At 47.4% G+C, this 13440-nt stretch carries 9 protein-coding genes, 1 tRNA gene and 1 riboswitch; of the genes, 2 read left to right on the top strand and 8 right to left on the bottom strand.

The features are described 5' to 3' along the window. Nucleotides 1-675: 675 nt before the first annotated feature. Nucleotides 676-1905: a chloride channel protein gene (locus ARB69_RS24625; RefSeq protein WP_055155300.1), complete on the bottom strand. Its 1230-nt coding sequence runs from the start codon at nt 1903-1905 to the stop codon at nt 676-678. Nucleotides 1906-2048: 143 nt separating this feature from the next. Next, nucleotides 2049-2121: riboswitch (Fluoride riboswitch) on the bottom strand. Nucleotides 2122-2498: 377 nt separating this feature from the next. Between ARB69_RS24625 and ARB69_RS24620 the strand changes: the two genes are divergently transcribed. Beyond that, nucleotides 2499-3824 carry an MATE family efflux transporter gene (locus ARB69_RS24620; RefSeq protein ID WP_242857664.1) on the top strand — a complete coding sequence of 442 codons (1326 nt, stop codon included), beginning with the start codon at nt 2499-2501 and terminating at the stop codon, nt 3822-3824. 52 nt (nt 3825-3876) lie between these two features. Beyond that, nucleotides 3877-3962 (top strand) — tRNA-Ser (locus tag ARB69_RS24615). Nucleotides 3963-4177: 215 nt separating this feature from the next. Here the strand turns inward: ARB69_RS24615 and ARB69_RS24610 are convergent. The 7 genes from ARB69_RS24610 to sstT all read right to left on the bottom strand — a co-directional run bounded on the left by ARB69_RS24610 (nt 4178) and on the right by sstT (nt 13004). Next, nucleotides 4178-4972 (bottom strand): SseB family protein, encoded by a 795-nt coding sequence (locus tag ARB69_RS24610; RefSeq protein WP_055155298.1) that lies wholly within the window; start codon nt 4970-4972, stop codon nt 4178-4180. 194 nt (nt 4973-5166) lie between these two features. Then, nucleotides 5167-7794, bottom strand: a complete 2628-nt coding sequence (locus tag ARB69_RS24605; protein ID WP_055155297.1) for an ABC transporter permease — start codon at nt 7792-7794, stop codon at nt 5167-5169. Between the two features lie 13 nt (nt 7795-7807). After that, nucleotides 7808-8473 carry an ABC transporter ATP-binding protein gene (locus ARB69_RS24600; RefSeq protein WP_050638970.1) on the bottom strand — a complete coding sequence of 222 codons (666 nt, stop codon included), beginning with the start codon at nt 8471-8473 and terminating at the stop codon, nt 7808-7810. A 305-nt stretch (nt 8474-8778) separates the two neighbouring features. Further along, entirely contained in the window at nt 8779-9810 is a 1032-nt protein-coding gene (locus tag ARB69_RS24595) for a sensor histidine kinase (protein WP_055155296.1), read from the bottom strand. Further along, nucleotides 9807-10490: a response regulator transcription factor gene (locus ARB69_RS24590; RefSeq protein WP_050638928.1), complete on the bottom strand. Its 684-nt coding sequence runs from the start codon at nt 10488-10490 to the stop codon at nt 9807-9809. The genes ARB69_RS24595 and ARB69_RS24590 overlap by 4 nt, the downstream gene beginning before the upstream one ends. A 156-nt stretch (nt 10491-10646) precedes the next feature. Beyond that, nucleotides 10647-11672 (bottom strand): aldo/keto reductase, encoded by a 1026-nt coding sequence (locus ARB69_RS24585; protein WP_055155301.1) that lies wholly within the window; start codon nt 11670-11672, stop codon nt 10647-10649. A gap of 108 nt (nt 11673-11780) precedes the next feature. Next, nucleotides 11781-13004 carry a serine/threonine transporter SstT gene (gene sstT, locus ARB69_RS24580; protein WP_082202709.1) on the bottom strand — a complete coding sequence of 408 codons (1224 nt, stop codon included), beginning with the start codon at nt 13002-13004 and terminating at the stop codon, nt 11781-11783. Nucleotides 13005-13440: the final 436 nt, after the last annotated feature.

Below are 13440 nucleotides of genomic sequence, written 5' to 3'. Positions count from 1 at the left end.
CTATGCTTGCTGAAAGGCCCCTTCCTGTTTCCCGCCCCCGGGCAGAACCCCCTCTTTCGGCAGGCTGCGTGCATCCTTGCGGAAGATGTTCCGACACTTGGGGGGAATGATCGGCGGGAGCAGCGGATTGAATTGGATAATAGGAGGAATATTGACTCCAGTATTTTTATGCAGACGCTTTTGTATGTTGGTTATATTGTATACTTTCAGTACCGTAATTTATTACCACTGGATTTATATGTGGCTTCCAACATGTTCACAACTGGCCGTCCGTTTTTGTTTCCCCTCCCAATATCCCACTTGCAGCCCAACGTGATCCACTGCTCCCGTCTGATATCCCCACCAGGAAAGCCGCACTTCTGTCTTGATGAGTCTAGCGCTGTTGATGGACAGTCAGGGAGCCGCATTCGGATATACATGCTGTCTGATAATGCTAGAGTGGATCCTACGAATTCTTGGAAGAAATCAGGCGGGAAACAGGAGAGAGACCGTGATTCCGAATCACGGTCTCGGATGACCCAGTGTGGGAAAATATCAATTTTCCCACGCTGGGTCATCCCGTGCTCCTGTTTCCCGCCTGATTTCTTCCTAGAATTCGTTGACCCACGGGTGCATTATCAGACAGCATGTATATCCGAATGCGGCTCCCTGACTGTCCGTCAACAGTGCGCCCCTTTAACTAAAATGCGTTCCTCCCCATATCTTCTGTAGAGAATATATGGACTTGTTTAGGTTAAACAGATACGCAAACGCGCACGTTATAAAAAATTGTGGAAAGTATGCAAAACCAAACACCTCCGCCCCGATCAGCACCGGCGCCAGAAATGTATTGCTGGCACTTCCGAAGACGCCGGCATAGCCTAGCGCCGCCGCAAGTTCCGGGGGGATTCCCAGCACAGGTCCGGCTGCCGCTCCCAGACTTGCGCCGATGGCGAACAGCGGAGTGACCTCACCGCCTTGAAAACCGGCCGCCAGTGTCATGATTGTTAGAATGAATTTCAGAATCCAGTCAAAGCTGTAAATTTCCCCGCCATAAAAACTTGTATGGATCAGATTCGTCCCCAGCCCTGCATATCTCCCCTGATAGAGCAAAAGCAGCAGCAAGCTTATGATAAGTCCCATGTAGAAGATGCGGATAACCGGCTGGCTCCAAATCCTGGAAAGTTTCGCTTTTATGTATTTCAACGTCCAGGCAAATGCGCCGCCCACAATTCCGAACAGAATTCCGGCCAGGATCAGCTTTCCCATATCCGGCAGATTCAAATTCATTTCCGCTGTCAGAGCAAAGGTGAACTTTTCCAGCCCAAGGAAATGAGAAGTCATACTGGCTGTAAATGCAGCTGTAACGGCAGGGAGCAGCGCCTGATATTCCAATGCACCGGCTATCAGAACCTCCATTGCAAAAAATACTGCCGCAAGCGGTGTCTGAAAGAGTCCGGCAAATCCGGCGGCCATCCCTGTTACCAAAAAGATATGGGAACTGTTTTTTAGCGGAATTTTCTTACCCACCCAATGGGAAAAAGTCGCCCCAATCTGTACTGCCACCCCTTCCCGCCCAGCACTGCCGCCAAATAAATGAGTAATCCAGGTGCCGGAAATGACAAACGGAATCAACCTGAGCGGAATCACTTCCTCCTCCCCATGGCCGACTTCAAAAATCAAATTCATTCCCTTACTGCTTTTCCCCCCGAATTTGAGATAACAGAATGCTATGAATGCACCGGCCAGGGCCAGAAAGGGGATCAACTGCAACGGATGCGCATCCCTGAAATCAGTGATCCCCAGCAGAATCCTCCCAAATACCGCATCAATGCTGCCCACTACCAACCCGATCGGAATTCCCAGCAGGCCCAAAACCACCAATTCCTTATAAGTCATTAATACTCTTTTTATTCTGTCATACATATTTTCTTCATCCTTTACTCTAGTTTTCTTCTCCAACAGCCATCCCACAATACGGGATAATTACAGCCTGACTGCCGGAAGGTCTCAGCTCCTATAACAGATACGGCGTAATAATTTCCAACAAAAAAAGCTGACACCCCTGTTTTTACACAGAAGTCATCAGCTAAAAAGCGTTTTTGGAATCATCCACGGGAGAACTTCATTCCCTCAAAGTTTACTTTTAGTAGCATATCATTTATGTACCCGCATGTCAATATACTTGCCTGTCATTTATGGCCCTTTATGACCACTTGAAAACTGCTTTAATTCTACAATGATTAAAATATATAAGAAACAGGCATTAAAAATCAGTTGACATTTTCCTCCTTTTTGTTCTAAAATAAACTTGCTCATCGGAGGGCGGATACTCAAGATAGATTATTTGCCGGATAAGATGGCGGACTGAAATGTCTGCTTTCTTATCCTTTTTTATTTTACAGGGTAGACTTTTATTTTGCCTGTTAAATAAAACATTACATTACAAAAGTTTAAAGGGGATGACTGAGATGCATAATGCTTCAAATTTAACGCAGGGGAAGATATTAGGACCCCTTATGAAATTTACTTTGCCTATTATGGCGGCTTTGATACTACAGACATTGTACGGAGCCGTGGATCTGCTTGTTGTCGGGCAGTTCGCCGCGCCTGCGGCAGTGTCAGCTGTGGCTACCGGCAGCCAGATTCTTTATACGCTGACCGTGGTTATCACCGGGCTTTCTATGGGTGTCACAATTATCATAGGTCAGCAGTTTGGTCAGCATAAGGAAAATGAAATCGGCAATACCGTGGGAGCCGGGATCTGCCTTTTTGCCGCATTTTCACTGATCCTTACCGCTGTTATGCTTCTGGCTGCACCAGCTCTGGTCCGTCTTCTCCAGGCTCCTCCGGAGGCCTATGACTTTACTGTGCAGTATGTCCGAGTCTGCTCCGGAGGGATTGTGTTTATCGCCGCCTATAATACTCTGGGCAGTATCTTCCGGGGGATGGGGGATTCACATACCCCGCTCATGGCTGTAGCAATTGCCTGTGCTGCCAATGTTGCGCTGGACCTGCTCTTTGTAGCCGGGCTGAACATGGGCGCGGCCGGAGCTGCCGCTGCCACGGTTACAGCACAGGCAGTCAGTGTATTTCTGTCCATGCTTATTATCCGGAAGCGGGGACTGATTTTTCCGTTTTCCAGAAAACAGATCCGGTTTCATAAAAAAGTCATTTTCAGGATTTGTAAGATGGGCGCTCCCTGTGCACTGCAGGATCTGCTGGTCAGCATTTCGTTTCTGGCAATTACGGCAATCGTCAACCAACTAGGTGTAATTGCATCGGCAGGTGTAGGCGTTGCGGAGAAGCTCTGCGGTTTTATCCTTTTGGTTCCCTCCGCCTATACCCAGTCCATGTCCGCATATGTTGCACAGAATATCGGAGCAGGGCAGCCCCAGCGGGCAAGGAAGGGCATGTATTATGGCATGGCTACCTCTTTCTGCCTGGGACTGGTCATGAGCTATTTTTCATTCTTCCACGGAGCCGCCCTGTCACGCATTTTTGCCAGAGACACAGCTGTTATCCTGGCCTCAGCAGAATACCTGAAAGGGTACGCGATTGATACACTGCTGGTTTCCTTTCTGTTTTGCTTCATCGGGTATTTTAATGGATGCGGCTGTACCACTTTTGTTATGATCCAGGGCCTAATCGGAGCATTCGGGGTGCGGATCCCAGTGTCCTGGCTGGCAAGCCAGGCGGAAGAAGTGTCGTTGTTTCACATAGCACTGGCTACGCCCTGTTCCACCGTGGTCCAGATTGTCCTGTGCTTCTGGTTCTTTAAATGGGGCTACCCACGGCTTCAAAAAAAAGCAGTATTTTCTTCAAAAAATACTGGAGTTTCCTGACGAAATTTGTTACAATATCAGAGGTGTGCCAGATAAGTGACGCACCCCATACGCAGCAGTGGTCGAGTTGGCTGATGGCATCTGCCTCGAAAGCAGAAGAGCGGCAACGCTCCGGGGGTTCAAATCCCTCCTGCTGCGTTTTTTATTTACCGGCATACTTTACAATTACACGGTAGCAAAAACGGCTCATATCCATTTTAAAGGGTATGGGCCGTTTTTATTTTATCTATACTCGAGAAATGAAGGGAAAAGCAAGTATTTGCCAAGCGACTGTGTCATCACAAAAAAGAGAAGACTTTCCGAGTATTTATGTTATCACTCTAAAAGCCAGCAAATATAGAAACGGTAATACACTACCCCTGCACGAACCGCTGCAGCAGCCCAGGAATCTTACTTTTTAATATAACGATATTCATACTTTGCGGATTCATCACGATGCCTTCTACATTCTTGCCGAGCACCTTCTCTATATTGGCAAATTCGATCATATTGGCCTGGAATTTGCCCTGTGAATTGAACTTTACAAACTCATTATAATCCGTGAAAATCGGCTGGAACATCTTGCCCTCCTGGTTCTTTACACAGGGGATCTTGATATTGGAGCCATCCGGCAGCCTCTTTTCGCCCTCTACCTCTACCGCAATCAAGAATCTGGATCTCACCAGATTCACCGCCATCTCTTCTTCCAGTTCACGCAGCTTCGGCTTCTCATTATTCGGGATGGCCCTCTGGACTTCCTGCATAAAATAGAGTCCGGTCAGCTGCATCTGCGGATTCAAAAGCGGCTGTTGATTCCTGGGGAGCTTGGAATAATCCTTCTGTACCACCAGCTGCTCCAGAGGAATCTTGGATAGCTGCGCCTCCTCTGCGAATACGATCTCATTTACACCCAGGAGGTACAGGCTGCTGTAGAATCCAAGGAGCTGCTTGTTCTCCAGTTTGACAACCATCATGAAGTCTTTATTCTCATCCTTGCGCTTCTGTGCAAAATCTTTTGCTCCATCCTCAGTGGTAAACACCCAGATCTGATCATTAAAAGATTCTTCATCACAGATCAGAAAAGGCATCTTCGTGCCTTGTCCAAAAATCACATATGTAGTTTCTAACCTCTGCAGCTTCTTAACTTGTATTTGAAATTCGTTTTCCATGTCAGACCTCGATTCATTTATTTTCTAAATTATACTACACGATAATCCACAAGGCAATCGAAAAGTATGAATGAGTGAAAGGCATAATACTTCATTGAAACGGGACGGTCTGTACAAAACAGAAGCAGAGTTCAATCAGGAAGTGTCAAGTCTTCCTGTATGAACCCTGCTTAACCCTAATGCCTCGGTTTCCCTTACTCAGCTATCCTCAGCTGCTCCACCACACTTCCCTTATAGAACATCCGCATTGCCCCCCGCGGTATAAGCACAGATATCACAACCAGTATCATGCTCAGAATTACCGCCGGAAGGATTGTAATGTGATATGTGAAGTACCACATAGAAGGATTGGACAGCATCATTTTTAAAAGTGTCTGATCAACCACTACTGAGAACACGATTCCCAGAACCGCTGCTCCCGCCGCATAAAAGCAGCCCTCCAGCATGAGCAGTTTTCTCAGCTGTTTTTTCGTCATTCCGATGCTCTGCATTGTAGCAAATTCTCTCCGCCTTGCCAGAATACTTGTGCTCATCATATTAATCAAATTCAGAATTCCTGTGATTCCGAAGATGAATGCAATGATTCCGCCGACCATATAGATCATGGTTTTTGAAGATTCTGCGCTTGCCCTTGCCTTATCCGCGGACAGGTAGGTGAGGGACGGATTCTCCTGTATATAAGATTCCAGGAACTGCCTCATCTCGTCTTTGCTGCCCTCCTCTACATCGAAGGTATACTTCATAACAGCCGGTTCCTGATAAAGCTCTTTCATTTCTTCCTGCGGGAGATACAGATAAGGCGCATCAATCCCCACATCAATCGAACTGCTTACACTGTATCCAAACCCTTCATCATCGCTTGTAAGGGCGGCTTTTGCGATCACAGTATAGCTCTTTATCTCTTCCCCGTTTATGCGGGCGGTTATGGTATCCCCTACGTTCATATAATTATAGTATTCTTTCAGCACTTTTGTTTTTCTGTCAGCCTGCATTCCCAGAATGACGCTGCCGCCCTCCATCAGCTTTTCATAAAGCTTATTAAAATCTTTTTCTCCCTCCGCAATCTGCAGATGTGCAAGCCCGGCCTTTTCCATTCCATATACATTGCAGATCGGATAATCATCTGCTCCCACCGATACAAAACGGCCATCCGGATCCAGGCCGGCCCTCTGCTCTGTTCCCTGCTCATCGAATACTTTAATATCCGAGATTTTCATGCCGTAATCAAAAGTTACCTGCAGGTCTTCCAGCGTATTCTTATATACCAAACTTGCGTCTGTCACGCCCGGCATTTCCTGCACGGCCTGGACAGCCTCTTGGGGAACTGCCTGGTCATGGCGGATAAATCCTTTCAAATTGCTTCTTGTATCCACATGGGCGATCTCAAAGTCTGTACGTATCATCTCATTCACCTGACGCTCTACATCCACACTTCCTGCTGCCGTACCTACCGTATTTAGCATCACTACACTGAGCATCAGAGAGACAACGATGAATACGGAACGTCTTTTATTTCTTCCAAGATTCGCAAATGCCATCTGTCCGAGATTGATTCCTCTGTAATGTCTTTTCACCTTGGCATTTTTCCGGTTTTTCCCTTTTGTCTCTACATACCGGAATGCTTCCATGGGAGAGATATTGGATGCCATTCTTGCAGGTTTTCTCGTACTGATGAATACAGTCAGCGCGGCCAGAATCGCCGCTGCGATAAAGATTACCGGATTCGGGGAAACCGAAATCACAATGTTCTTATACTCCGTTGAAAGGATATCCATAATTTTCGGAAGTGTTATTTTTCCCACAAAGAATCCGATCAGCAGACCAAGCGGGATTCCCATGCAGGACACCCATACCGCCTGCCTGTTGATCAGCTGTTTTACCTGTTTTTTTGACATACCAATGGTCCGGTACAGGCCATAACGCCTTACTTCCTGCATAACAGCAATATCAAAAACATTGTAGATCAGCAGATACCCGCAAAAGATAAACAGAATCACCAGTACCGCAAAAGCAGCCATCATTTTACTGTCCATCCCAGGATTCGTTTCCTGGTTGATCACCGCCGGGATACTGTTTGGGGCGCCGATTTCCCTGGATCCGCCTATTGATTCTACGAACTCATCCAGCTGCTCTTCCATATTCGTTCTATCCGCCATCATAAAATCGGCCCAGTATGTCCCTGCCAGTTCCGCATCTTCCCGGTAAGTATACTCAAAAATCTCCGGATGCTCCTCCCTGAATGCCTCTGACACAGTCATAATGCTCAGTTCGTCATGGGAACTTTCATACCATCCCGATACAACCATTGGAAGCTGATAATCCCTTCCGTGTACGGTGAATTCAATGATCACCTCTGCTCCCACTTCCGGTTTTGCCCCCAGTTCCTCCAGCGCTCTATCTGATGCTACAATTTCATTGGCTTTCACGGGTTCCACTCCGTGAGTTGGCTGGCAGAAGGTTAGCTCCCGTTGAACAGAGTTTTCCAGATCCAGCTCTATCTCATGTCTCACCGTATTTGTCAGAAAGCCTATAGGCATACGAAGTCCTAATTCACTGGCGATACCGCTTTCTTTCAGTTTTTCATACTGTTCCTCTGTCAAATTCCGGATATCCACATCCGCCTTGCTCATTTTCTGAATCTGCTGGGTCATCTTCATAGATTCCATGGTTCCCATGCCGATCGTGGTAATGGAAGTAAACAGAACGGCCGTGAGTGCAATCGCCAGCACTGCTACCAGATTGCGGAAACGGCTTGCCAGGAAACTTCTTCTTGACAGCGTTTTCATAATCTTCAGATTGTCATTTTCAAAAGGTAATACCATCGCTTATGCCCTCCTATGCTGTGATCCTGCCGTCTTCGATCCGTATGATCCGGTCTGCCATCTGGGCCAGCTGGTCATTGTGAGTAATCATGACAATTGTCTGGTTCAGCTCATAACAGGTTCGTTTTAACAGCCCGATCACATCGGCGCTTGTTCTGCTGTCCAGATTTCCGGTCGGTTCGTCAGCCAGGACGATGGCTGGTTTTGATACAAGGGCGCGCGCAATGGCCACTCGCTGTTGCTGCCCTCCCGAAAGACTGCCGGGCATGTATTCGAGTCTGTCTTTCAGGCTCAAAAGTCCTGCCACTTCCTCCACGTAGCGTGCATTCACCCGGTTCCCGTCCAATTCCACCGGCATAACAATATTTTCATAAGCGTTCAGAATCGGAATGAGATTATAGTTCTGGAAAATAAATCCGATATTTCTTCTTCGGAAGACCGTAAGTTGTTCATCATTCATTTTAGACAGCTCTTTTCCTCTCACCACCACACTTCCGGATGTCGGTATATCCAGGCCGCCCATCATATTCAAAAGCGTAGATTTCCCGCTCCCACTTGTTCCGACAATTGCCGTGAATTCCCCCTCTTCCACACAAAGATCCACTCCATCCAGCGCCTTTGTAATAGTTGGTTCCTCCCCATAATATTTTTTTAATCCAGTCACCTGTAATATGTTCATTTTGATTTCCTCCTCTGACTTTCTAAAGCCTATTATAATCGGCAATTGTCCGGGAATCCTCCGGGCTCTTTCGTTAATTTTGATTATTCTCACTGAAAAAGTCCCGTTTTCGGGACTTTTCATTATATTTCCGCTCTTCTCACATAAATAGAACAGACAGCATGCTGAAAACATTCCAGTCATTACTGCCTGTTCTTCCTTTTTATTCATAGCATACCACAAAAACTTCTGCTAATCTATCTGAAAGAATATTCTAATTTTTAATAACAGGCCATATAATAGCCACAGAACTACTGCCATATTTCTCATTCATTTGGTAAAAAGACAGAAAAAACTGAACCGCTCCTCTGCCGTGAGCTAACCTTCACATAGCCTCCCTGAAGGGAAATGATCTCCCGCGCCAGATACAGTCCGATCCCCACACCCTCCTCATCATGCACCTCTTCCTCCCTGTAAAAGCGCTGGAAAATCAGGGCATAATGTTCTTCCGGGATCCCCTTTCCGGTATCTGCAATGTCAATCTTTACATAGGCCTCCCAGCGTTCCACCGATACACTGATCATCCCCCCTGGAGGCGTATACTTCACCGCATTGTCCAGAATATTAAAGATGGCTTCCGTGGTCCATTTTGGGTCATGAGACACCAGAAATGTCTCCGGGCAGTCCACCCGCACATCCATCTGCTTCTGTGCCGCCTTTGTAAATATGCCTCCCACAGCCTCTGCCAGCGTATCGTACAGATTCTGTGTTTTCTTCGTAAGCATGATAACTCCGGTTTCCAGCCGCGACGTCTTCACCATGGCCTGCACAAGGAAATCCAGTTTGTCAATCTGAGAAGCGAAAGCTTCGAGAAATTCGTTTTTCTCGCTTTCCGTAAGGCTGTCATCATGCAGGGTCTCCTGGATCATCTTCAGGTTTGTGACCGGAGTCCTCGTCTGGTGTGAAATATCCGATACAAGGGACTGAAGCTCCTCCCTTGCTCTGACATTCTGCTCCTTCTGCTTCTGCATGACCTTGTAGAGCTGCCTGAGTCTGTGTACAATCCTGGCTAAAAGTGTCTCTTCTTCCATATAAGGCTTTTCCTGCAGGTTGTCCTCTGCCATTTCTTCCAAAATGGCGCAGATCTCTTCTGTAAACACGGATAATTTCTTCTGAAAAACAACGGTTAGAGCAATTCCCCAGCAGACAGTGGCGGCCGCCGCGGCCGCTGTACCAAACACGGCGGTGCGGCTCCCGGTCAGAGCATAAACCACAGCAAGGATCACCACATCTGTCAATATCACCCCACAGCTGATATAACGGACAATCCTCCCGAGGGAGAGGCTATGATAATTCATCTTAGCTCACCGCCCTTCCACATATAACCCATTCCGTACACCGTCTGTATATAGGTATGTTCTTTATTCTCAATCTTCTTTCTCAGCGCACTCAATGTAGTTGTCAGTGTATGGTCATCCACAAAGTTGCCGTCTATATCCCACAACCTGTCCAGCAGGATCTGTCTGGTAAGAACCTGCTTCCCGCTCTTGGCAAAGATTTTCAATAGCTTCCATTCTTTTGGGGTAAGAGCCACAGGTAGCTGTCCTGCCGTGCAGGTGTTCTCTGTGAAATCAATTGCCAGATACCCGTCATCGAACACATCCGATACCAGCTTTTTCTCCATGCGGCTCAGAATCGCTGCCACTTTCTTCTGAAATACTGCCACGGAAAAGGGTTTTGTCACGTAATCGTCCGCCCCGCATTCATAGCCCTTGAGCATATCGCTCTCCATATCCTGCGCCGTTACAAATATCACGGCGGCATCCTGCTTCTCTTTTATGGTACGGCACACCTCGTACCCGTTCCCGTCCGGCAGGTTCACGTCCAGCACAACCAGTGCAAATTGCTGTCCCCCCACAATTTTCTCTGCATCCGCCGCATTCATAACCGATTCCACCTCATATCCTGCACTTTTCAGGTTATAACTCAGGGTCATATTTAAAATCCTGTCATCCTCTACGACCAATATTCTCTCCATTTTAACTCTGCTCCTTCACACCGCTATTCCATTTACCGACAATCTGTTTCTTATTATACATGTTTTTGTACCATAACAAAAGCGGAAGATCCCTCTCTGTACTAGAGAGGTTCCTCCGCCCTTTTAATTTTAAATGCTCCAATCATTCAACTCATATCAGACTGTGATTTTCCCCGCCAATATCTTCTGATAATCTTCGTAATTCTTTTTCAAAAGATTCGGCGTGTCCAATTCGTAGGGGCATTTTTTCCTGCACTGCCCGCACTGCATGCACCCCTCTATCTTCTTCATCTTTTCCTGCCATTCCTCACTCAGCCACCCCGCCGATGGAGCCCGCCTTACCATAAGTGACATCCTTGCACAATTATTGATGACAATACCAGCCGGACATGGCATGCAATAGCCACAGCCGCGGCAGAACTCTCCGGTCAGTTCTTTTTTCTCCTTCTCAATAAATGCCGCCAGCTCTTCATCCAGCACAGGGGCATCTTCCATATATTCCAGCCATTCCTCCAGTTCTTCCATCCGCTGGACGCCCCAGATCGGAAGCACATGATCAAACTGTGACATAAACGCAGAAGCAGCGCGGGAGTTCGTAAGCAGACCGCCTGCCAGCCCTTTCATCGCGATAAAGCCCATATTTCTTTCCCTGCACAGCTCCACCAGTTCCAGCTCTTTTTCTGAGGACAGATAGCTAAGCGGGTACTGCAGCGTCTCATAAAGCCCGGATTCAATACACTCCTTTGCAACATCCATTTTGTGTGCAGTCACTCCGATATGGCGGATCTTTCCCTGCTCCTTAGCCTTTTGCATGCGCTCATACATTCCTGTGCCATCGCCGGGACGGTAACAGACATCCACACAGTGGAACTGGTAAATATCTATATAATCGGTCTGCAGCAGCTTTAAGGAAAGATCCAACTGCTTCTCAACCTCCTCCGGCGTGCGCGCCATTGTCTTGCTTGCTATGTAAATTTCCCCGCGAATACCGGCAAAAGCATTCCCCAGCTTTTCCTCACTGTCGCTGTATGCACGCGCCGTGTCAAAAAATGTCATACCGCCTTCAAAGGCCCTCCTGAGAATCTTTACCGCATTCTCCATGTCCACTCTTTGTACCGGCAGAGCTCCAAATGCATTCTGCGGGACAGTAATTCCCGTGGTACCTAATGTAACCTGTTTCATCTTCATAGTCCGTTCACTCCTTACATCATCATGATATGTCTTTCATACATGTTCTTCGCATAATCAAAAACATACGGCAGAGAAAATACAACCTGCTGTCAAAATCCTTTACAAATTGATCTCCCGCCCTTCCTTTCTCCACTGTCTCAGTTCTGCAGATGCAGAAAGCAGCAGGTCTGAAGAAGAATTGAGTGCAGTCTCTACCGAGTCCTGTACAACCCCTATGATAAATCCCACACCAACTACCTGCATGGAGATATCGTCTGATATCCCGAAAAGGGAACATGCCATAGGTATCAGTAACAGAGATCCCCCCGCAACCCCGGATGCTCCGCAGGCCGACAGAGCAGCCAGTACACTTAGAATTATGGCTGTAGGGATATCCACCGGAACCCCCATCGTGTGGGCAGCCGCCATCGTCATAACAGTAATCGTAATAGCGGCGCCGTCCATATTAATGGTAGCCCCCAGGGGAATGGAGACGGAATAAGTATCCTTGTCCAGCCCCATCTCTTCGCACGCTGCCATATTCACAGGGATATTGGCAGCAGAACTCCTTGTAAAGAATGCCGTAATGGCGCTGCGCTTTAAGCATCTGAAAATCAGTGGGTACGGGTTCTTCCTGATGCACCAGTATACAAGAATCGGATTCGTAATAAAGGTAATTGCCAGCATGGACCCTACCAAAAGAACAAGAAGCTTTCCATATTCCGTGAAAATATTTAACCCACTGGTAGAAATCGTACGGAACACAAGGCCCAGAATCCCAAACGGAGCAAGATTGATAATCCATGTCACCAGCGTAGAGACTGCGCCTGAAATATCCCTAAGCATGTTTTTCGTCGTCTCCGCCGCCCTCCGGAATGCAAGTCCCAGCAGTACTGCCCAGAATAAGATCCCCAGATAATTTGCATCTGCCAGCGAACTCACCGGATTGGAAACAACATTCAACAGCAGCGTTTGAAGCACTTCCGCCACTCCGCTTGGAGGCGCGGTATCCGTCACTGCCTTTGTCAGTGTCAGCGTACAAGGAAAAGCCATGCTCGCAAACACTGCAATGACTGCCGCAAGCAAGGTGCTGAACATATAAAGAATAATAACCGTCTTAATCACGCCTCCATGTGATTTTCCTGCATTGCAGAGCGAGCTCATGACAAGGAAAAATACCAGGATCGGCGCAACCGCTTTTAATCCCCCAACAAAAAGATCCCCCAGTATACCGATTGCTGTTACGGAGGGAATCAGAAGCCCCAGGGCCGCTCCAATGATCAAACCTCCCAGAATTCGCTTAACAAGGCTGATCTCCATCCATTTCTCAAACACTTTTTTCATTTTTAAATCCATTCCTTTCGCTTCACTCAGGCACGCTCAAGTACCTCCACCATTTTCAATCTTCTGCCGCCTGCTTTAGAATATAATTAAGTATAGCGCAGGAAACGGCATATGGCAAATCTAAAATCAAAATACAACGGACTGGCTTTCGTCCCCGGAAGCGTCTGGGGACGCTTAATGGCAAAAAGAGCTGCAAGCCATCAATAAATCCTATCGCGCTCACAGGTTTGATTATTCTGAAAGCTGTATTCCCTTGCTTATGTACACCTACTGGGGACATAAAAGTCCCGCCAATTCAATGCCATACGCTGCCCCCGCTTGAGGGCCCTCCTTAGAAACGAGCTTTTTCCTGCCGGTTGGATGCGCCAGCTCCATGAAGGGATAGCCGAAAACCTCCCGGAGAACATCCATGTCCTTTCAAAAACGCTCAAAGCGG

It is taken from the genome of Faecalicatena contorta (assembly GCF_001404335.1).
Classification (GTDB): Bacteria; Bacillota; Clostridia; order Lachnospirales; family Lachnospiraceae; genus Faecalicatena; species Faecalicatena contortus_B.
Note: the sequence above shows the minus strand (reverse complement) of the source record. Positions and strands in the feature narration are given on the sequence as shown.